The 20,237-nt window shown below is 59.8% G+C and carries 18 protein-coding genes and 1 pseudogene; 12 read left to right on the top strand and 7 right to left on the bottom strand.

Annotation, left to right across the window (positions count from 1 at the left end; genetic code table 11):
- Positions 1 to 20 precede the first annotated feature (20 nt).
- From napF to ACRZ94_RS15085, 8 genes are read left to right on the top strand one after another with little or no spacing between them, the layout of a single operon-like run.
- Complete coding sequence (gene napF / locus ACRZ94_RS15120) at positions 21 to 533, top strand: ferredoxin-type protein NapF (RefSeq protein ID WP_480797715.1); 513 nt, start codon at positions 21 to 23, stop codon at positions 531 to 533.
- Positions 530 to 802 (top strand): chaperone NapD, encoded by a 273-nt coding sequence (locus ACRZ94_RS15115; RefSeq protein WP_480654771.1) that lies wholly within the window; start codon positions 530 to 532, stop codon positions 800 to 802. The genes napF and ACRZ94_RS15115 overlap by 4 nt, the downstream gene beginning before the upstream one ends.
- Before the next feature lie 17 nt (positions 803 to 819).
- Positions 820 to 3,312, top strand: coding sequence for a nitrate reductase catalytic subunit NapA (gene napA / locus ACRZ94_RS15110; RefSeq protein WP_480797714.1), 2,493 nt, complete (start codon positions 820 to 822; stop codon positions 3,310 to 3,312).
- 27 nt (positions 3,313 to 3,339) lie between these two features.
- A complete protein-coding gene (gene napG, locus ACRZ94_RS15105) occupies positions 3,340 to 4,158 on the top strand; it encodes a ferredoxin-type protein NapG (protein ID WP_480797713.1) in 819 nt (272 codons plus the stop codon).
- Positions 4,155 to 5,072 (top strand): quinol dehydrogenase ferredoxin subunit NapH, encoded by a 918-nt coding sequence (gene napH, locus ACRZ94_RS15100; protein ID WP_480797712.1) that lies wholly within the window; start codon positions 4,155 to 4,157, stop codon positions 5,070 to 5,072. Before napG ends, napH begins: the two co-directional genes overlap by 4 nt.
- 12 nt (positions 5,073 to 5,084) lie before the next feature.
- A complete protein-coding gene (locus ACRZ94_RS15095) occupies positions 5,085 to 5,519 on the top strand; it encodes a nitrate reductase cytochrome c-type subunit (RefSeq protein ID WP_480654763.1) in 435 nt (144 codons plus the stop codon).
- A gap of 29 nt (positions 5,520 to 5,548) precedes the next feature.
- Complete coding sequence (locus tag ACRZ94_RS15090) at positions 5,549 to 6,241, top strand: NapC/NirT family cytochrome c (protein WP_480797711.1); 693 nt, start codon at positions 5,549 to 5,551, stop codon at positions 6,239 to 6,241.
- 15 nt (positions 6,242 to 6,256) lie between these two features.
- Positions 6,257 to 6,520 carry a hypothetical protein gene (locus tag ACRZ94_RS15085; RefSeq protein WP_480654759.1) on the top strand — a complete coding sequence of 88 codons (264 nt, stop codon included), beginning with the start codon at positions 6,257 to 6,259 and terminating at the stop codon, positions 6,518 to 6,520.
- A 126-nt stretch (positions 6,521 to 6,646) separates the two neighbouring features.
- Here ACRZ94_RS15085 and ACRZ94_RS15080 read toward each other — a convergent pair.
- Positions 6,647 to 6,739 (bottom strand): annotated as a pseudogene (locus tag ACRZ94_RS15080) (IS6 family transposase); the annotation flags it as partial.
- A 391-nt stretch (positions 6,740 to 7,130) separates the two neighbouring features.
- Positions 7,131 to 8,402 (bottom strand): ergothioneine biosynthesis protein EgtB, encoded by a 1,272-nt coding sequence (gene egtB, locus ACRZ94_RS15075; RefSeq protein ID WP_480797710.1) that lies wholly within the window; start codon positions 8,400 to 8,402, stop codon positions 7,131 to 7,133.
- 235 nt (positions 8,403 to 8,637) lie between these two features.
- Here egtB and ACRZ94_RS15070 point away from each other — a divergent pair, with 235 nt between their 5' ends.
- On the top strand, positions 8,638 to 9,675 hold the full coding sequence (locus ACRZ94_RS15070; protein ID WP_480654757.1) for a helix-turn-helix transcriptional regulator: 1,038 nt from the start codon (positions 8,638 to 8,640) through the stop codon (positions 9,673 to 9,675).
- A 123-nt stretch (positions 9,676 to 9,798) separates the two neighbouring features.
- Positions 9,799 to 12,765 carry a hypothetical protein gene (locus ACRZ94_RS15065; RefSeq protein ID WP_480797709.1) on the top strand — a complete coding sequence of 989 codons (2,967 nt, stop codon included), beginning with the start codon at positions 9,799 to 9,801 and terminating at the stop codon, positions 12,763 to 12,765.
- A gap of 39 nt (positions 12,766 to 12,804) precedes the next feature.
- Here ACRZ94_RS15065 and ACRZ94_RS15060 read toward each other — a convergent pair whose 3' ends face one another.
- The 5 genes from ACRZ94_RS15060 to ACRZ94_RS15040 are packed head-to-tail and all read right to left on the bottom strand — an operon-like array spanning position 12,805 to position 18,093.
- Complete coding sequence (locus ACRZ94_RS15060; protein ID WP_480654753.1) at positions 12,805 to 13,710, bottom strand: SMP-30/gluconolactonase/LRE family protein; 906 nt, start codon at positions 13,708 to 13,710, stop codon at positions 12,805 to 12,807.
- On the bottom strand, positions 13,707 to 14,684 hold the full coding sequence (locus tag ACRZ94_RS15055; protein WP_480654751.1) for an ABC transporter permease: 978 nt from the start codon (positions 14,682 to 14,684) through the stop codon (positions 13,707 to 13,709). The genes ACRZ94_RS15060 and ACRZ94_RS15055 overlap by 4 nt, the downstream gene beginning before the upstream one ends.
- Positions 14,681 to 15,607 carry an ABC transporter permease gene (locus ACRZ94_RS15050; RefSeq protein WP_480654749.1) on the bottom strand — a complete coding sequence of 309 codons (927 nt, stop codon included), beginning with the start codon at positions 15,605 to 15,607 and terminating at the stop codon, positions 14,681 to 14,683. Before ACRZ94_RS15050 ends, ACRZ94_RS15055 begins: the two co-directional genes overlap by 4 nt.
- Positions 15,604 to 17,076: a sugar ABC transporter ATP-binding protein gene (locus ACRZ94_RS15045; RefSeq protein WP_480654747.1), complete on the bottom strand. Its 1,473-nt coding sequence runs from the start codon at positions 17,074 to 17,076 to the stop codon at positions 15,604 to 15,606. Before ACRZ94_RS15045 ends, ACRZ94_RS15050 begins: the two co-directional genes overlap by 4 nt.
- A gap of 3 nt (positions 17,077 to 17,079) precedes the next feature.
- Positions 17,080 to 18,093 carry a substrate-binding domain-containing protein gene (locus tag ACRZ94_RS15040; protein ID WP_480797708.1) on the bottom strand — a complete coding sequence of 338 codons (1,014 nt, stop codon included), beginning with the start codon at positions 18,091 to 18,093 and terminating at the stop codon, positions 17,080 to 17,082.
- Positions 18,094 to 18,315: 222 nt separating this feature from the next.
- Here ACRZ94_RS15040 and ACRZ94_RS15035 point away from each other — a divergent pair, with 222 nt between their 5' ends.
- Positions 18,316 to 19,506 (top strand): GAF domain-containing sensor histidine kinase, encoded by a 1,191-nt coding sequence (locus ACRZ94_RS15035; protein WP_480654743.1) that lies wholly within the window; start codon positions 18,316 to 18,318, stop codon positions 19,504 to 19,506.
- A complete protein-coding gene (locus tag ACRZ94_RS15030; RefSeq protein ID WP_480654741.1) occupies positions 19,503 to 20,234 on the top strand; it encodes a response regulator transcription factor in 732 nt (243 codons plus the stop codon). The genes ACRZ94_RS15035 and ACRZ94_RS15030 overlap by 4 nt, the downstream gene beginning before the upstream one ends.
- Positions 20,235 to 20,237: the final 3 nt, after the last annotated feature.

Below are 20,237 nucleotides of genomic sequence, written 5' to 3'. Positions count from 1 at the left end.
CAACAGCGGACCGCAAGCCAATGAATAAGCTAGCAAGCCGACGCGCTTTTCTGCGGGGACGAGCCCTGCGGGAAAACCCGGACGCGATCAGACCCCCCGGCGCCGCGCTGGCCGCGTTCCACGAGCTATGCACCCAATGCAATGACTGCGCTGCTGCCTGCCCCGAAAACATCATCACGTTCGACGCGCAGGGATGGCCGGTCGTTGACCTGACCGCCTCTGCTTGCACGTTTTGTGCCAAATGCGCCGATGCCTGCCCGAACGGGGCGCTGCAGCCCGAACGGGTGGCCGATTGGCCCTGGCGCGCCAGTGTCATGGCAAGCTGTCTGTCCCTGAACGGGGTCAGCTGCCGGCTGTGCCAGGATAACTGCGACAACAACGCCATCCGTTTCAAACCCCAATTGGGCGGCCGGTCAGAGCCCGTTCTCGACCAGTTGAATTGCAGCGGTTGCGGCGCTTGTGCCAGCGCCTGTCCGGCCAGCGCCGTCAGTTTTACGCGTATCGACCCCCAGCCCACGGAGAACCCGCAATGAACATCTGTGGATGCCTTGTCCATGTGACGCCCGACACCACCCAGGCCGCACAGGCCGCCATGGGGGGCGTCGACGGCGTCGAAATCCACGCGGCCGCCGAAGATGGCCGCATCGTCATTGTGGTCGAGGACACGCCGGAAAAACTGGCCTCTGAGACGATCATGGATCTGCACCAGATCCCGGGCGTGATCTCTCTGTCCCTGACCTATCACCATTTCGAAGACCTCGCGGAGACCCGTCCGCATCTTAACGCTTCCCGCCAGACCTAACGCCGGAGACCCATGTTATGACCATCTCTGAATCCCGCCGGACATTCCTGAAATCAACCGCTGCCGCTGCGACGGCCTCGGCTGCGGGTATCCCGCTTGTCACCGGGCAAGCTGCCGCGCAGATCGGCAACCCCGACATCCGCTGGGACAAGGCGGCCTGCCGCTTCTGTGGCACCGGCTGCTCGGTCCTGATCGGCACCAAGGAAGGCCGCGTCGTGGCCACCCAGGGCGACCCGGACGCGCCGGTGAACCGCGGCCTGAACTGCATCAAGGGCTATTTCCTGTCCAAGATCATGTATGGCAAAGACCGTCTGACCACGCCCATGCTGCGCAAGACCAACGGCGAATATGACAAGAACGGCGAATTCGAACCGGTCAGCTGGGACGAAGCCTTTGACGTCATGGCCGCCAAGTGGAAGGAAGCTTTGGCCAAGAAAGGCCCCACCAGCATCGGTATGTTCGGTTCGGGCCAGTGGACCGTCTGGGAAGGCTATGCCGCCGCCAAGATGATGAAAGCAGGCTTCCGGTCGAACAACATCGATCCCAACGCGCGGCACTGTATGGCGTCCGCCGTGGTGGGCTTTATCCGCACCTTCGGCATTGATGAACCGATGGGCTGCTATGACGATCTGGAGCACGCGGATACCTTCGTGCTCTGGGGCTCGAACATGGCCGAGATGCACCCGATCCTGTGGTCGCGCCTGACCGATACGCGCCTGACCAAACCGGGCTGCGAAGTGCATGTGCTGTCGACTTATGAGCACCGCTCGTTCGAGTTGGCCGATAACGGCATGGTCTTTGCCCCGCAAACCGATCTGGCGATCCTGAACTATATCGCCAACTACATCATCCAGAACGGTGCCGTGAACGAAGAGTTCGTCAAGAACCACGTCAACATCACCAAAACCGCCACTGACATCGGCTATGGCCTGCGCGACAATCACCCGCTGCAGGAAGCCGCCGAAAACCCCAATGTCGGCAAGATGGAACCGATCAGCTTTGAGGAATATGCCGAGGCGGTTTCGAAATACACACTGGAATATACGGCGGAATTGTCCGGCGTTCCGGCTGACAAGCTGGAGCGTTTGGCCCAGCAATATGCCGACCCGAACCGCAAGGTCATGAGCCTGTGGACCATGGGCTTTAACCAGCACACACGCGGGTCGTGGGTGAACTCGCTGATGTATAACGTGCACTTGCTGGTGGGTAAGATTTCGGAACCCGGCAACTCGCCCTTCTCGCTGACCGGCCAGCCCTCGGCCTGTGGGACAGCGCGTGAGGTCGGCACCTTTGCCCACCGTCTGCCCGCCGACATGGTGGTGATGAACGACAAGCACCGCGAGATTTGCGAGAAAGCCTGGAACGTGCCTGCAGGCACCATCCCCGCGAAACCCGGATTCCACGCCGTGTTGCAGCACCGCAAGCTGAAAGACGGCGACCTGAATGCTTATTGGGTGCAGTGCACCAACAACATGCAGGCCGCGCCAAATATCAACGAAGAAGGCTATCCCGGCTACCGCAACCCGGAAAACTTCATTGCCGTTTCGGACCCCTATCCGACCGTCACCGCGCTGTCGGCTGACCTGATCCTGCCCACCGCCATGTGGGTCGAAAAAGAAGGCGCCTATGGCAACGCCGAGCGCCGCACCCAGTTCTGGCGTCAGCAGGTCAAGGCACCGGGCGAGGCCAAGTCGGATGTCTGGCAGGTCATGGAATTCTCGAAACGCTTCACCGTCGAAGAGGTCTGGGGCGAGGAATTGCTGGCCACCATGCCGGAACACCGCGGCAAGACCATGTATGACGTGTTGTTTGCCAACGGTGTGGTCGACAAATACCCGCTGTCGGAAACCGCCGAGGGGTTCGACAACGACGAGTCCGAGCATTTTGGCTATTACGTCCAGAAAGGTCTGTTCGAAGAATATGCCGAATTCGGTCGTGGCCACGCGCACGATTTGGCCCCGTTCGAGGTCTACCACCAGGCCCGTGGCCTGCGCTGGCCGGTCGTGGACGGCAAGGAAACGCTATATCGCTTCCGCGAAGGCTATGACCCATACGTGCCCGAAGGCGCGGGCGTGAAGTTCTATGGCAAGAAGGACGGCAAGGCGAACATCATCTTTGCGCCGTATGAACCGGCTGCCGAGGAACCGGATGATGAGTTCAACCTGTGGCTCTGCACCGGTCGTGTGCTGGAACACTGGCACTCGGGTTCTATGACGCGCCGGGTCCCGGAACTGCACCGCGCGTATCCCACAGCCGTGGTCTACATGCACCCCGAAGACGCGCGCGAGCGTGGTCTGCGCCGCGGTCAGGAGATCGTCCTGTCCACCCGTCGGGGCGAGGTCAACAGCCGGGTCGAAACCCGGGGCCGCAACAAGGTGCCACGCGGTCTGGTCTTCATGCCCTGGTTCGACGAAGGCCAGCTGACCAACAAGCTGACGCTGGATGCGACCTGTCCGCTGTCGAAAGAGACCGACTTCAAGAAATGCGCCTGCAAGGTCGAGCGCGCGTAACAGGCAAGCAAGGCAAAGGTTGTCCCCATGTCTTCCGCAGGCAAACCCCTTTCGCCGCAACGCCGCCGGTTCCTACAGGACTCGGCGCGTGCTGCGGGCGGCTGCGTCGCAGCCGGGTCCTTGTTGGCCTGGCTGGCGAGGGACGCACGGGCGCTGCCTGCCGAAGCCTTGCGGCCCCCCGGAGCCCTGCCTGAAAAAGACTTCCTGTCCGCCTGCATCCGCTGTGGTCTGTGCGCACGGGACTGTCCCTATGACACACTGAAACTGGCCGAACTGGGTGTCGATGCGGTTGCCACCGGCACCCCCTATTTCACCGCGCGGGATGTGCCGTGCGAGATGTGCGACGACATCCCTTGTGTTGCCGCCTGCCCCACCGGGGCACTGGACCCGGGTTTGGACAATATCGACGATGCCGAGATGGGCGTCGCGGTGCTGGTCGATCAGGAAAACTGCCTGAACTTCCTCGGCCTGCGCTGCGATGTCTGCTACCGCGTCTGCCCCGTGATTGACGAGGCGATCACGCTGGAAACAGAACACAACGCCCGATCCGGCCACCATGCGGTGTTCATCCCGACCGTTCACGCCGACCGCTGTACCGGCTGCGGCATGTGCGAAAAAAGCTGTGTTCTGCCCGAAGCAGCCATCAAGGTTCTGCCTGCGCGGCTGGCGCGTGGCTCCAGCGCCGATCACTACCGCCGGGGCTGGGAAGAAAAAGAGGCCAAGGGCGCTCCGGTCGTCGAAGGCATTATCGACCTGCCCGACCGTCTGCCGGGGCCCGGCACCGACAATCTGGTTGCGCCAGGAGGGTTTGAGCCCACATTCAAACTGCCGGGGGTGACACAATGACCGCCCGCGCACATCTTCCCGTCGGACAAGAAGCGATCGAAGCAAAAGGCTGGATCGGGGCGCATAAATACCTGTTGCTCCGTCGCACCAGCCAAGTGTTCTTTCTGGTCCTGTTCCTGCTGGGTTCGTGGTTCGGCATCTGGATCGTTCAAGGCACGCTGGCCGGGTCTCTGACGCTGGGTGTGCTGCCCCTGACCGACCCGTTCGTGTTCCTGCAAAGCCTGATCGCCGGGCACTGGCCTGAACTGGCCGCCGCCATCGGCGCGGCCATCGTACTGGTCGCCTATGCGCTGATCGGCGGGCGTGTTTACTGTTCGTGGGTGTGCCCGATCAACCCGGTCACTGACGCAGCGCATTGGCTACACCGCAAGCTGGGTCTGCAAAAAGGCTGGCAGCCCAAACGTGCCACACGCCTTTGGATCATGGTTACGGTCCTGATCGTCTCGGGCCTGACCGGCGCGATCGCATGGGAATTGGTCAATCCGATCACCATGCTGCATCGCGGTCTGATCTTTGGCATGGGCTTCGTCTGGGCCATGGTCGGTGCGATCTTTCTGTTCGACCTGCTGGTGTCACGTCACGGTTGGTGCGGCCATGTCTGCCCGGTGGGCGCGTTTTATGGGTTGGTGGGCAGCAAAGCGATGCTGCGCGTCAGCGCGCCCAACCGCACTGCCTGCGACGATTGCATGGATTGCTTTGCAGTCTGCCCCGAAAACCACGTGATCTCACCCGCGCTCAGGGGCAAGGGGGACAGCACCCCGCTGATCCTGTCGCCCGACTGTACCAATTGCGGCCGCTGCATCGATGTCTGCGCCGTCGACGTTTTCACCTTTACTCACCGGTTCGACGACCAAGTCGCCGCACCTTCCGATCCCGCGCCCGCGCCACAGCCGCGCGCAGCCAGACCTATCTAAGGGAGTGCCCAGATGAACAAGCCAATCCTGACAGGCGTCGCCGCCCTGATCCCCGTCATACTTCTGAGCGGGTTCGCCCTTGCCCAATCAGCCCAGGTGGAAACCCTGCGCGGGGCCGAGGTGGACGAGCTCATCCCGCTGGACGATGTCCATAAAACCGTCGAGGGACGCATGGTGCGCAACTACCGCCAACAGCCGCCATTGATCCCGCATTCGGTCGAACAATATCAGATCGATCTGCGCACCAATCAATGCCTGTCCTGTCATGACTGGACCAAAGCGGGTGAACGCAATGCACCGACCCTGTCGATGACCCACTATCTGGACCGCGAAGGCCGCGAACTGGATCAAATCGCAGGCACCCGGTATTTCTGCAATCAGTGCCATGTTCCTCAGGCCGATGCGCCGGCCCTGATCGAGAACCTGTTCGAATCCTCTGGCAACTAATCCATCGCAAGTCTGAAAGGAGCACCGACATGGCCGACTCCCCCGAAAAACGCGGCTGGATTGGTCGCATCTGGAACGCCTTCTGGACCCCGGCGGTCCTGTTCAGTTCCGGGTTCCTGATATTGGCCGGGTTTCTGGCAGGCATCCTGTTCTGGGGTGGGTTCCACTGGACGCTGGAGCTGACCAATACCGAAGAATTCTGCGTGTCCTGCCATACGATGGAAACCAACCTGGGCGAGTATCGCGAGACGATCCACTACAACAATCACTCGGGCGTGCGCGCAATCTGTTCGGACTGCCACGTCCCGGATGAGTGGAACCACAAGATCAAGGCCAAGATCATGGCCGTGAAGGACGTTTATCACGAACTGGCAGGCACCATCAGCACCCCCGAGAAATACGAAGACCATCGCCTAACCATGGCCTCGGCCGTATGGAAAAAGATGAAGGCATCCGACAGCCGGGAATGCCGCAACTGTCACAACTTTGACTACATGGACTTTACGCTTCAGGAAAACCGCGCCGCATCGGAACACCAGCGTGCGATCGATACCGGCATGACCTGCATCGACTGTCACCAGGGTATCGCCCACAGCCTGCCGCCCGGATATCAGGAGGAATACCAAAAGATATCTGACGCGTTAGAGGGCGAAGTTCTGCAGAAAACCGCAGCTGCCTCTGGCGATGATATCCGTACATTCCTGAACAACAGCTCTGATTAAGATTGGGTAGGAAAGATGCTGGAAATACTTGGAACAATCGGCGGCAATATCCTCAGTCTGCCGGGCATTCTCGGACTGGCCCTGGGCATGATGACCCGGAAAATCTGGCTGGGGGCTGTAATGGGGGGTCTGGTCGGCGTATTTGAAACTCTGGTCTTCGCAGGTTGGAGCTTTGCCAATGTCGAAGTGACTGAGCTGATCATCGCAGTGATCGTCGGGCTCTGCGCAGGCAGCCTGGGCAGCGCCATCCGGATCAAAGGCACAGCTGAGGCGATCTGACCCGTCCTTAATCCAGCGGATGCCGGAAGGCCGTGTCGGCTTTCCGACATCCGCCATTGGTTTTGCCGTTGTTTTCTTTGACGTTTAAGGCCAGCCAGAGGTTGCTGTGTCCAGGCCGCCAGCTTTGCCTGCCAGGACCGATGCGGCTGAAGCGAAATATCTGAATGCCGGCATGGGGCTGATCCGTCGTTTGATGAAACAGTGATCCTGCACAACGATCTCTTGTCGATCGCTCGGCAAAGACAAATACGTACGCATCTCGAATTCACTCATGGTTCACCCCTTCGCCACGCCCGGTTTAAAGAACGCACCCTATACCGCTTTCAATATGCCCTTAATTCTTAGATGCCCACAGACTAGCGGCGACTTTTCTCGAGGGAGCGATCCGCGCCAATACAGTTCCTCCAAGCGCGCTGCGCCCTCTGAAGCTCGGACTTCCAACCTTATTCGCTGTCTTGGAAGGTTTAGCATTTCGAATAGAGCAGCGACGCCTCGGTGCGCCGACCACCACGATTGTTTTGGCAACACTCGATCCGTCTTGGCTGGTTGAGATTGAAATCATCGCCATGTTCTAAGACTTCACAAATGCGAACGTTCGCGCGGGCTTTGCCTAGGTAACGTCACGCGCCAGACGCAGGCCCAGCATTTGCCAGCGTTGATGGGGATAGAAGAACGTGCGATAGGTCGGGCGCATTTGTTCACGGGGGGTCGCGCAAGAGCCGCCGCGCAGAACACGTTGATTGACCATGAATTTCCCGTTGTATTCGCCAAGCGCACCTTCGGGCGGGCGGAAACCCGGATAAGGCGCGAAATCTGATGCCGTCCATTCCCAGACATCGCCCCAGACGCCGGACCCCGGCAAGGGTCGCAGTATTCCGGTCGCATCGGCATCGCCCATCAGATTCCCCGCGATCGGCACATCGCGAAACGCCAGCTCATGTTCCGCCTCAGTTGGCAGGCGCGCGCCGGCCCAGCGGGCAAAAGCGTCTGCCTCGTAATAGCTGACATGTACAACCGGCGCGTCCAAAGCGACAGGTTGCGGGCCGCGCAGGGTAAATGTCCACCACTCCCCGTCCTGCTGCCACCAGTACAGGGGATGGGTCCAGCCCTCTCGCATAGCGACCGCGTGACCCTCCATCAACCAGTGTCGCGTGTCGTCATACCCGCCGTCTTCCATGAACGCGATCCAGTCGCGGTTGGTCACGGGGCGGTCGGCAATCTCATAGGGACGCAGGTACAGTTTGTGCCTCGGCCCCTCGCAATCATAGGCAAAGCCGCGACCGTCGTGGCCGATTTCGACCAACCCGCCCGGATGTCGTGAAAAACTCAGGGCCACTTCTTCGGTCACCGGCAGCGGTTCGGGGTCTTTGTAGGTCGGCAGCAGCGGGTTATAGCTGAGACCGTGCAGCAAATCCGTGACCAGAAGCTCTTGATGCTGCATCTCGTGGTGACAGCCAAGCTCAACCAGAGCTGCAATGTCATCTGCATCGTCCCGCGTCTGCGCCATGAGACTGGCCAGACTGTCTTCGACATGAGCGCGATAGGCCCGCACCGCATCGCCTCCGGGGCGTGAGACCAGACCGCGTTTGTTGCGCGCGTGGCGCGGACCGGCCTGCGTGTAATACGAGTTGAACAGGAAGGCGAACCGCTCATCAGGCGAAGCATAGCCCGGCACCCGCGGCTTGAGGATGAATTCCTCGAAGAACCATGTCGTGTGCGCAAGATGCCATTTCGCGGGCGAGGCATCCTCCATACTCTGCAGCATCGTGTCTTCGGGGCTGAGCGGTGCAACCAGCGCATCGGTGCGGGCCCGCGTCCGTGTGAACAGGTTCAGGGCTTTGGACGGGGACAGAGGGGCGAGTTCTGCGCTCATGTGGGGCACTCCGGGTCGCTGCTTGATTCGCTCATAGACGCATAGCTTTGTAACAGCGTCCATGACACGTGGTGCGCGTGTCGGGTCAAAGCTGCGTGATATTGGGCAAAGTCACGGCCTGCACGGGTTATGTTCCCTTTGGACTTATTAGGGTGTAACCAGAAATCTTAAACTGTTCCAATGGTATACCGGCTATGTGTCTTTGCTCTCAAACTTGGATTTTTTGCGATGGAACAGGTGCGCCATGACCCGCACACATGGCACGGATCAGGTTCCCAACCACTGGGTGCGGGCGATGATGGACCTGCCCCATCTGTCAGATCATGCAAATGACGCGTTAGAGGCGGCGGGGCTGTCGCGCGATGCTTTGCGGGATGCCGGTGCGCTTATCCCGCGCAGGTCCGAAACTGAGTTACTGAACCACTTGTCTGACCGCATGAAGACACCGTTTGCGGGGGCCGAGATCGGTGTCGCGCTGAACCCGCGAAACAGCGCGTTGTTGACGTATATCCTGTTCAACTCGACCACACTTTTGGATGCGTTGCACCATATACGGCGCTTTACACCGATCACCCGCCCTCGCGCGCGGATCGCGCTTGTGGACGGTAAGGACCACGTGGATTTCGTCGTTGACGGCGTAGGGTCCGAGCTTCGCCTTGATACTCATCTGATTGAGTTTTCTCTGGCCGCCCTGCTGGGGGCATTTCGTGCCGCCACCGGAGAGGTGCAACTGACGTCGCGCATTGGTTTGGCCAACCCGCGCCGCAGTGGCCAGCGGGAACTGAGCGCTATCTATGACTGTCCGGTTGAACTGAACGCGCAAAGCAGTTTTCTGCGCTTTCCGCGCTCCCGACTCTCTTTGCCGGTTCTGAATGCGGATGCGGGCTTGTTGGACCACCTAACACGGTATGGTGAGGTTTTGCTGGCAAAGGCCAGTCAGGATCCAAGTTCACTGTCAGATTCGATACAACGCCACTTGCTGCACGGTATGGCAGACGGGCGGCCACAGCTGTCTGAAACGGCTTCTGCATTTGGAATGTCGGAACGGACCTTGAATCGCCGCCTTCGTGAGGAAGGCACAAGTTTTCGAGACCTGGTGGCAGCAACTCAACTTAGACTTGCAAAAGCCTTTCTAAGTGACCCCAACCTGTCGCTGGCGGAAACCGCCCATCTGTGCGGGTTCTCTGACCAAAGCAGCTTTACACAAGCCTATCGCAGATGGACAGGGCGAACCCCCAAGGTAGACAGAAACTTGCTGATACAAGAAGAAAATTTGCGGTAAATTGCCGATGGCGGCTTTGCTAAAACAATTGGCCGCCCGACAACATGATTTGTGTGCTTCAGTAGATAGTTGCGCGCCTACCACGCGTGAACCACTCAACCCCTAACTGAAAGCTCACTCACAATGTCAAACGGGACTTTTACCGATTTTCTATCGGCGCTGCTGGCGTTCGAATCCGGCTGGGACCGGGATCGCTACGATTCAGGCGTCATTCAGGACTGGCAGTTGAACAGCTGGGCCGGCGGCACCGTGACCGATTTCTTCCCCGACTACAGCAGTTGGGGGGACCTATCAGACGATGAATGGCAGACGATGGCCTATCGCTCGATGAACTCGTTGGGGTTTGTTGGGTTCCAATTTGGTGAGGCGCTGTTGATTGATCTGGGCTACTACGACGACGATCAGTTTTATGGCAACGGGGCCGCAACCAATACCTGGGATGGGACCTGGACCGGCAAGAACGGCGTCACCTCATTGGAAGAGTTCATGACTGAGGGCGCCCAGACCATCGCCATTCAAGAGGCGTTTGGCCTGAACCTTCAAATCATTCAGGAAGGGCTGGAAAACGCGGGACAAAGTCTGGAAGATTTTATCGGCCAGACCACCACCTATACCGATACATCCGGCAACAGTGTCACGGTCGAGTTGACACTGACCGGAATTCTGGCCGCTGCCCATTTGCGGGGTGCTTATGGGACTCTGAATCTGTTGCTTGGCGGCGCTGTATCCACCGACGAATACGGAACATCAATCCTGCAATACATCGATCAGTTCGGCGGTTATGACAGCGCCGGGGTCGATGAGATGATTGCCTTTTTCAACGACCGCAAAACCGGTGACGAAGGTCTGGGAACGCCCGGCGACAGCGGTTCCGGCCCTGATACACCCGGTGGGGATACCGGAACTGCGGATGTGGACAAGGACAGCGCCGATGTGGTGCTGACGTGGTCCTACGGGTCCGACACTCAGATAACCGATTTCGATCCCGCTGCTGATACGATCTTTGTCGACTGGATCTCGGCCGCCGATCTTGAGATCAGCGAACACGGCGGATCGGTCGTGTTCACCATCCCCTCGAACCAGCAAACGCTGACTTTGGTGGGTGTGACGCTGGCCGAGCTGACTGCGGGTAATTTCACGATACTGGACGCCACAGCCGCCGAGGAAATCCTGAGCCTGATCGGAGGTGACGCCCCTGCCCCATCACCAGACCCTGACCCCGCACCTGATCCCGATCCAACGCCCGACCCTGATCCGAACCCAACGCCAGAGCCGACCCCGCCGTCGCACGGGTCCGGGGATGCGTTCGACAACCCGGCAATCACCAAGGAAAACGCCGATGTCGTGGTAACTTGGGCGTGGGGCAGTAACACTGTCATCACCGACTTCGACCCGGCAAGTGATACGATTTTCATCGACTGGATCGGGGCTGACGCGCTTGACATCACCGAGATGGACGGATCGGTGGTGATCGCGGTTCCGTTCAACAACCAGACCATCAACCTGAACGGTGTGACTCTGGCCATGCTGGAAGGCGGGAACATTCACGCCCTAGACGCAACAGCTCGGGACGAGTTGGCTAGCTTGATCACCAACGACAGCGATGGTCACGACACGGGCGATGGTCACCAAGGCGGCAGCCATCAGCATATGCATGTCGTTATCGATTATGACAGCCCCGCTCAGGTTATCGACGGGTTCGACCCCGCCATGGGCGATGTGATCGAGATCGGCCCGGACTTGGCTGCCAGCGACTTCCGGATTTTCGAAGAATCCGGCGACGCGCTTGGGATGACGGTTCGGATCAGCATCACCTCAGACGGGACGACCACCCAGATTGTGTTCACGGGTGTAGGGCTTGATGATCTGACGGTTGGCAATTTCTCGGTCGATGACCAAGCCGTGCTGAATGAAATCGCCAGCGTTCTGGGCCAGAATATCTCGGCCCCGACCGGCGATGGCTATACGCTCAGCTACGATTCCGACGGCTCCAACCCGGCAGAGGTAACGGGTTCATCCGATGCAGGTGGGCGTGTCTTCCGTGCCGACAGCAATGCGGATGACATTACCGATTTCGACCCGGCCGTGGATCAGCTGGATTTCGGCGGAACCTCGGTTCACGGGATGATCGTGACCAAGTCCCTATCCGGTGAAATCGTGATCGACAGTCCATGGTCGGATGCGGCGCAAATCGTTCAAGGCGTCAGCTATCAGGATGTGACCATCGCATCCTTTGGCGTGGTCGGGAACGAGCACCTGCGTCAGGATCTGGGGGGCGTTGTGTCCTGGGAACAGGGCATTGGGCCGCGCGATGCGGACACCGTCTATATCCGCAGCCATGAATATGGCCGGTCCGAAGTGATCGACGATTTCGACCCCAGCACAATGAAGATCAGCTTTTTGTTTTTCGGCACGCGGGAACGTCTGTCGGTCGAAGATACGGATGCGGGTCTTGTCATCTCTTCGCTGCCCAGCGGGCAGAGCTTTACCTTCACTGGCGTCACCAAGGCCGATCTGATCCCCGGTCTGGTCGAGTTTCATTTCGATCAGGTGATGGAAGACAACCTGGAAACACCTTTCGGCTTTGACCAGAACGACGTCACGCTGGTGGATCGCTCAGACCTGCTGACCCCTGAGGCTCCGGCAGGGGCGACCACGGATGGTTATCAGACCAGAACCGGAGACATGACCGGATCGGACAGCGACCCCACTGCCCCCGATATAGATGTGGATCAGGGCACGCCAAACGATCCCGTTCAAGACGGTGCCGTAACGCTGGCCGATGGTCCGGATGTTGTCGACATCACTTGGAACTGGGGGGCCAAAACAGTGGTTAAGGGGTTTGACCCGGACGAAGACAGTTTTGATTTCAACAACCTGCCTGCGGATTTGGTCGATATCCGCGAAGTGGACGGTAATCTGGAAATCGAGGTTCTCAACAATGGCGGCAATGTCACCACCTTTGTGGGTCTACAGGCCGAGGACCTGACCCGCGACAACTTTGAGGTCGCACCCAACAATCCTCTGCTGGAGGATGACAGTTTGCTGTTTACGCAATTGACCGATATCGGTTTCGACCCCCTGGCGTAACAGCAAAAGGCGGGGGCGTTACCGGCCCCCGCCGCTTTTTCAGCGCTCTGCCGTATTCACGAAGATCGAATAGACCGAGGTGGTTGCAGTGATGAACAATACGTTGCCGCGTTCGCCGCCGAAGGTCAGGTTTGCCACCCGTTCGGGCACCAGAATTTTGCCCAGCAGATCGCCCGAAGGCAAGAACACGTGCACCCCGTCCCCCGCAGAACACCAGATGTTGTCATGGCGATCCACCCGCAGCCCGTCGGGCAGGCCATTGTCGATTCTGGCAAAGTCGCGCCCGTTGGTCACGCTGCCGCCCGGCAAGACATCAAACACCTTCAGGATCGACGGCACCGAGGCGTCATGGCTGCTGCCGGATTCCGCGATGTAAAGCCGGGATTCATTCTTGGAAAAGGCCAACCCATTGGGCTGCACAAACCCGTCTGCTGCTTTGGTCACAGATAAATCCGCAGGGTCGACGCGGTATACGTAGTTTCCGTCTTGCTCAGGATCGGCCTTGTGCCCCTCAAGGTCCGAAAGAATTCCATAGGTAGGATCGGAAAACCAAACGGACCCGTCCGAATGCACCACAACATCATTGGGTGAGTTCAGGCGTTTTCCCTGATGCGCATCGGCCAAAACGGTGCGGCTGCCATCATGTTCGGTGCGCACGACTGACCGGGTGCCGTGCTGACAGGTCACCAGACGGCCCTGCGGGTCGCGGGTATTGCCATTGGCATAGTTGGACGCGGTGCGGAACATGCTGGTTCCTCCGTCGGGTGTCCAGCGGCAGATACGCTCATTGGGAATGTCCGAGAACAGCAGGGTGTTATGGGCAGGAAACCACACCGGCCCCTCGGTCCACGCATGCCCGGTTGAAATGCGCGACAGTGCCAGATTGGCGTGGATCAGATCGCCGAATTCGGGGCGGATCACATCGTAAAGCTGAGCTTGGGTCATGCGCCATATCCTTTGCGATTGGCCAGTGTGACAACGCCAACGATCACCAGACCGGTCAAAATAAGCCGTATGCCTGCGCCCAACCCATATGAGTTCAGCATCGACACGATCAGGAACATGAACAGCGCAGCCCCCCAGATGCCCGGCACGTTTGAATTGCCTCCGCCGATCGATGACCCTCCGATCACGACCACGGCGATGGACATCAGCATGTATTCGGTGCCCATGTTCAGGTTGGCCCCACCCGAAAAGCTGGCCAGCAGGAACCCGGCCAGCGCGGCGCAGACGGCCGAGTTTACATAGACCGCAAAGCGCACCGCGTTGACAGGAACGCCGCTCAGCCGGGCGGCGCGCAGGTTCTGGCCGATGGCGGAAATCCAGCGCCCGGCGATGGCACGTTCCAGCAACAGCCACGCCAACACCGCCAGCGCGATCCCGACCAGCGCCACGTTTGGTACGCCCAGCGTTCCGCCGGTGGCAAAATCGGCCAAAGGCTCGGGCGGTTTGATCCGCAGGCCCCGGTTCGACCAGATTGCCAGCGATTGATAGATGAAAGACGCTGACAGGGTGGCGATGATCGGCGGGATGCGCAGCAGCAGGATCAGCGCGAAGTTCAGTACTCCGCAGCCGATCCCAACGCCGATGGCAACCAGCAGCCCCGGCAGGATCAGCCCCGTTTGGGTATCCATGAATTTCAGTGCCAGCGTGGCGGCCAGTGTCATCGAAGCGGGGATCGACAGGTCGACATTCCCGGGGCCAAGGGTGATCACCAGCATCTGACCGATTCCGACAATGGCCGAGAAAGACGCGAAGGTCAGCGCTGCATAAAGCAGCGATCCCGCCCCCGATCCGGCCAGCATCGAAGTTGCGCCAAAGGTCAGTGCTGCAGCCACATATGCCCAGAGCCAGGGCTTGCGCAGAACCTCTCGCACGGGGCCAGGGCGCGTTTCCATCGTGGTTGTTTCATCGGTCATGCGGTTGCCCCCCTGCGCACGAACAGCAGCCGGACGGCCAGCACGAGGATTAGGATCGCGCCCTGTGCACCGATCTGCCAATCTGGCGACAGGCGCAGAAAGGACAGAAAGCTTGCAGCCAGTGTCAGCGTCAGCGCCCCGACCACCGCCCCGAAGGGTGAGATACGGCCGCCGACAAACTCTCCGCCCCCAAGAATTACCCCGGCAATCGACAACAGCGTATAACGCAGCGCGATATTGGCATCCGCAGCCGTTGTCAGCCCGACCAGAGACATGCCCGCAAGCACGCCGAACAACCCGGCAAGCCCATAGGCCCCGGCGCGCAGTTTGACGACGGACCAGCCTGCTCGCTCCATCGCGCGTTCGTTGCCACCGACGCCTTGCAGGATCACGCCCACCCAGGATCGCTTGATCAGCAGGTGAACCACAAAGGCAATGACCAGCGGCGCGATAACGGCAATGGGCACCAGAGGCGTCTTGAGGCTCATCAGCGTTTTCAGCCACTCGGGCGAGGCCCCACCGGGCGAGGGCAGGATCAGCACTGCAAGTCCGCCCCAGACAAAGGACATGCCCAGCGTGACAACAATGGCAGGCAGGCCGCGCAGTTGGATCAGTGCGCCCAAGCCCGCATAGGCCAGAATGGCGGCGGCAAGGATGGCATAGCCCAACAGCGGCGTGTCATGCACAAAGGTGGCGGTGACACAGGCGCAGAAACTGACGAAGGTGCCAATCGACAGGTCGATATCGTTGACCATGATGATCATCATCTGAGCAATCGTTGCGAGGGCCACGGGAATTGCCAGATTGAACAGCAGGTTCAGGCCAAAATAGCTCATCGCGCGGGGCTGCAGGTAAAACACGGCCCCCAGCAAGACCGCCAGCGACAGAACCGGCAGCAAAAGACGCATACGGTCGGCGGTCATTCGGCGGCCTCCTGCATTTCGAACGAGGCGCGCAGGATATTTTCCTCGGAAATCTCGTCACCGGTCAGTTCCGCCGCGATCTCGCCCGCGCGGAACACAAAGACCCGGTCGCATTCCAGAATCTCATCCGTCTCGGTCGAGTACCACAGAAAGCTGCGCCCTTTGGCGGCCTCATCCTGAATCATCTGATAGACTTCTTTCTTGGTGCCCACATCCACGCCGCGCATCGGGTCATCCATCACCACAATCGGCGCGCTTGAGGCCAGCGCACGGGCAAACAGAACCTTTTGCTGATTGCCGCCCGACAGCGAAAGGATCGGGTTCAGAAGGTTATCGGTGCGAATGCCGATCCGCTCTTTCCAGCTTTGCACCAACCCGGCCTCATTGCCGCGATCCACCATGATCTTGCGGCTGAACTCGGGCAGCGTGGTCAATGACAGGTTCCGCAGGATCGACCAGAGAGGCATCACCCCGTCGCGCGAGCGGTCACCGGCGACAAAAACCACCTCGGGCTGTTTCGACGTCTTCCAGACCGAGGAATGGTCAAAGAAAATCTGCGCCAGGGCTTCGGCCTGCCCGTGCCCGGCCAACCCGGCCAGCCCCACGATCTCACCCTTGCGGGCATTCAGGCCGTTCCGGGCCCGGATCACCTCATCCCCCAAAGGACGGTTTGCGCGCGCCTGTTCGGCCTCTGCGTGATCGGGCGCGACATGGCCCATCGCATCGACGATGCTGCTGCGGGTAAAGGCATGGGCTGCTTGGTCATCCACGATCTGACCGTCTTTCATGATGACGATCCGCGTCGCGACCTCAAAAATCTCACCCATCATGTGCGAAATGAACAAAACGGCCCCGCCCGAGGCACAGAACCGTTTGATATGATCCAGCAACTGCTGAGCGATGGCCGCATCCAGTGAGGATGTCGGCTCATCCAGAATAACAAGGCTGGGTTCGCGGTCGCGTTCGGCAAAGGCAATCGCAATCTCGACCATCTGCCGTTCGGCGATGGTCAGGTCACCCACGGTTGCATGTGCGCGGATGCCATGGCCCGGAAAGACCAGATCCAGCGCGGCGATAATTCTTTGTTGCGCCACACGGCGCCAGCCCTTGCGAGGCATGTTGCGATAGGGAATGCGCAGGTTTTCCAACACGGTCAGGTTGGGGCACAGGGACAGTTCCTGAAACACGCTGCGAACCCCGGCGTTCTGGGCGTTCTGGCTGTTTCTCAGGGCCGCGTCTCCGTCTCGATACGCCACCGACCCGCCGGTCTGTGTCAGCCGCCCGTTGATCACATTCGCCAGTGTCGACTTGCCAGCCCCGTTATGGCCCACCAACCCGACGCATTCGCCCGCGCCCACCGAAATGGACGCGGCGCGCAGCGCGTGGACGGGGCCAAAGGACATGTTGGCCCCGTCCAGCGTGACAACCGGCGCATCTGGTGCGCCGGGTATCGATTGGGTTTCGGTCATGGATTACTGAGCCGCCGAGATAACAGCCTTTGCCTCTTCCAATGTGTATTCCACATTGGCGACCGAGCCTTTGGGCGTGGTCTTCAGCGCTTCGTCCAGCTCATCCTGATTGATGGTCAGGAAGGGGACGGTCAGATCCTTGGGAACATCAGCCCCATCCAGAACCTGCTGCGCGACCCAGAAGGCCAGCGTGCTCACACCCGGGGCAATCGACAGCGAAGTCGTCTCATAACCGTTTGCGTCTTTTTCCTCGGCCCACCATTGTAGTTCGTCCTGACGGTTGCCCATCACGATGGTCGGCATGGCGCGATCCGTAGCGCCGATGGCTTGCGCCGCACCGTATCCATCACCGCCCTGGGTCACGACGCCCACGATCTCGGGCAGGCTGGGCAGAATACCGGCAACGGCCTTTTGCGCCACGTCCTGCGCCCAATCACCATGGACGGAGCCGACGATTTCAAAATTGCTGTTGGCGACTTCGTCGTGAATGCCCGCGCTGATCTCATCATCCACGAACACGCCCGCCAATCCGCGGATTTCCAACAGGTTACCGCCATCCGGATACCGCTCGGCCAGGTATTTTACCTGCTCGCGGCCCATCTGCTGAAAGTCGACCGCGATGCGCCATGCGCAGGGTTCCTGCACGATGCCGTCAAAGGAAACGACGGTAATGCCTGCATCACAGGCCGCCTTGACCGCGCCGTTGATGGCCGTGGGTGAGGCCGCGTTGATGACGATGGCGTCATAGCCCTGCAGGATCATGTTCTGAATCTGCGCCGCCTGTTCGGTGGCCTGGTTTTCCGAGGTCGTGAACGCATCCGCCGCAGCAACGACGCCGTCGGCAACAGCTGCGTCCCCGTTCTTTTGCCAGCTTTCCAGCATCGCCTGACGCCACGAGTTTCCGGCATAGTTGTTCGACAGAGCAATGCGTTTGTCCGACGTATCCGCCGCGACGGTAGATGCAGCAAGTACGGTGGTCCCGGCAACGGCGCCGAGCAATATGGCCTTCAGTGTCATCTTTTCCTCCCTGAGCGGCCCAACCGCCGCACAAATTGCGCCCGCCTCCTCAAGCTGGCTGCGCAAGGATTCAACGGGCGGGGCAATTGTGTAAGAGTAAGACGCGCGCAAAGCTTGCGGGTTCCCGCAAATTCGCTGCGGCAATCCGCATGACACGCCCCTGCCCCGGCGATATAGTCACCTCTGCCGGACGCCTGAGGCCGGTTTCGAAGGGGCGCGCATATGGCAGACCTTGCTTATTACCTGCGGATTTCCAATCACCTGGCCGGTAATCTGGACATCAAATCCGCTTTGCGCTCGGTCAAGTCCGAGATCGACAGGATACTTGAGGTCGACCACCTTGACGTCTGCCTGATCGACGAAGAAGGCACCCTGAACACCAGCTACGAGGTGGGTTTGCACACCAGTTGGAGCCGCACCCGCGCGCCCGCCGCAGTTTCACCGGTACGGGATATTTTGCTGGGTCGGTGCGACAGTCTGTTGACCGGGAACGCTCTGGAAGACCCAAGATACGTATTCGAAGGGGCCGATGCCGGGCCAATCATACGGCACAAGATGCGCAGCCGCGTGAATGTGGCGATGAAAGTGCTGGGGCGCACGATAGGCGCGCTGAATTGTTCCTCGAAGAAACCCGATTTCTATGACGAACAGGCCGTTGAGCAGGTGCGCAACATCGCGGACATCCTTGCCCCCTATTTCTACGCCCTGCGCGCCACGGAACAGGCCAAGCGCGAGGCGATCATGCGCGCCGAAGTACAGGCCCGCGAGGAAGGTCTGCGGCAAGGGGCCTCAAGCCTGACCGACGCGCTGGAGCTGGAGCGGCAGCGTATCGGCATGGACCTGCATGATCAGACACTGGCCGATCTGACCCGCATCAGCCGCGATCTTGAGCGGTGTAAATCGCGTCAGGATATCGATGCCCTGCAGGACAGCATGCAAAGCTGCATTCAGGATTTGCGTGGCATCATCGACATGTCGATCCCGTCCCTGCTGGAACTTTTTGGGTTTCAACACGCGGTTCGCACCCATCTGGAACGCGCCATCGGCGCAGATCAGGACATCGACATCGACGTGCGCGATCTGTCTGACGGTCTGGTCGATCAGCTTCCGCAAACCAAACGGATCGCGCTGTTTCGCATCGCGCAAGAGGCCATCAACAACGCTGTCCGCCATGCGCAGGCCAGCAGGATTCTAGTCGAGATCCAATGCAGGGATGGCCTGCACTTGCGTGTCACCGACGATGGAATAGGCGCAAGTCCGCCGGGGCGGCTCAGAACATCTGGTGGTCTGACCCATATGGGCACGCGGGCGCAATTGATCGGGGCGCAGTTTGCAATCTCACACTCTGACGGCACCGAGGTCGTGGTCAGCCTGCCTGCCTCGGAATGTCCAAAAACCGAGGTAGCAGTATGAAAGTTCTGTTGGTTGAAGATGACGCCATGCACGCGAATTACCTGAAAGAAATGGTGTCAGAGGCCCTGCCCGAAGCCACGGATATCAGCCTTGCGACCAACGGGCGTGAGGGCGAGGTGCAGGCCCGTCAAAACGCGGTCGAGGCGATTGTCATGGACCTACGCATGAAGGAACGCAACGGGATTGAGGCCGCGAGGACAATCTGGGCGGAACGGCCCGCGACCCGTATTCTGTTCTGGTCCAACTATTCGGACGAGGCATATTTGCGCGGCATCACCCGGATCGTGCCGAAAGAGGCCGCTTATGGCTATGTCCTGAAAACCGCCAGCCCCTCGCGCATGCATCTGGCGCTGCGTGCGGTTCTGGTTGAGGCCCAAATTGTCGTTGATCGTGAAATCCACCAGATCCAGCGAGATCAGAACCGTGCGGGTGAGGCACTGACCGAGGTGGAACTGGCCATCCTGTCCGATCTGGCCCTGGGATTGTCCGACAAAACAATCGCGCAACGGCGCAAGCTGGCGCTGCGCACCGTGCAAAACCGGTTGTTATCCATCTATGAAAAACTGGATGTCAGCGATTTGCCGGTCAGCGGCACCGACATAACCATCAACAAACGGGTCCGGGCCGTATCGAAAGCGATACGCGCACAAATCCTGAACACCGAGGCGATCGCCGTGGCCGAGAAAGAGCTCGGCCAGTGGCTGCCAAAGGTTTTACCGCAAAACTAAAGC

It is taken from the genome of Ruegeria sp. CH10 (genome assembly GCF_056537125.1).
This window is presented reverse-complemented; position numbering and strand designations above follow the sequence as displayed.

Coding starts and splice junctions, on each gene's coding strand:
- napF (WP_480797715.1), top strand. CDS start 21: ATGAATAAGCTAGCAAGCCGACGCGCTTTTCTGCGGGGACGAGCCCTG.
- ACRZ94_RS15115 (WP_480654771.1), top strand. CDS start 530: ATGAACATCTGTGGATGCCTTGTCCATGTGACGCCCGACACCACCCAG.
- napA (WP_480797714.1), top strand. CDS start 820: ATGACCATCTCTGAATCCCGCCGGACATTCCTGAAATCAACCGCTGCC.
- napG (WP_480797713.1), top strand. CDS start 3,340: ATGTCTTCCGCAGGCAAACCCCTTTCGCCGCAACGCCGCCGGTTCCTA.
- napH (WP_480797712.1), top strand. CDS start 4,155: ATGACCGCCCGCGCACATCTTCCCGTCGGACAAGAAGCGATCGAAGCA.
- ACRZ94_RS15095 (WP_480654763.1), top strand. CDS start 5,085: ATGAACAAGCCAATCCTGACAGGCGTCGCCGCCCTGATCCCCGTCATA.
- ACRZ94_RS15090 (WP_480797711.1), top strand. CDS start 5,549: ATGGCCGACTCCCCCGAAAAACGCGGCTGGATTGGTCGCATCTGGAAC.
- ACRZ94_RS15085 (WP_480654759.1), top strand. CDS start 6,257: ATGCTGGAAATACTTGGAACAATCGGCGGCAATATCCTCAGTCTGCCG.
- ACRZ94_RS15070 (WP_480654757.1), top strand. CDS start 8,638: ATGACCCGCACACATGGCACGGATCAGGTTCCCAACCACTGGGTGCGG.
- ACRZ94_RS15065 (WP_480797709.1), top strand. CDS start 9,799: ATGTCAAACGGGACTTTTACCGATTTTCTATCGGCGCTGCTGGCGTTC.
- ACRZ94_RS15060 (WP_480654753.1), bottom strand. CDS start 13,710: ATGACCCAAGCTCAGCTTTACGATGTGATCCGCCCCGAATTCGGCGAT.
- ACRZ94_RS15055 (WP_480654751.1), bottom strand. CDS start 14,684: ATGACCGATGAAACAACCACGATGGAAACGCGCCCTGGCCCCGTGCGA.
- ACRZ94_RS15050 (WP_480654749.1), bottom strand. CDS start 15,607: ATGACCGCCGACCGTATGCGTCTTTTGCTGCCGGTTCTGTCGCTGGCG.
- ACRZ94_RS15045 (WP_480654747.1), bottom strand. CDS start 17,076: ATGACCGAAACCCAATCGATACCCGGCGCACCAGATGCGCCGGTTGTC.
- ACRZ94_RS15040 (WP_480797708.1), bottom strand. CDS start 18,093: ATGACACTGAAGGCCATATTGCTCGGCGCCGTTGCCGGGACCACCGTA.
- ACRZ94_RS15035 (WP_480654743.1), top strand. CDS start 18,316: ATGGCAGACCTTGCTTATTACCTGCGGATTTCCAATCACCTGGCCGGT.
- ACRZ94_RS15030 (WP_480654741.1), top strand. CDS start 19,503: ATGAAAGTTCTGTTGGTTGAAGATGACGCCATGCACGCGAATTACCTG.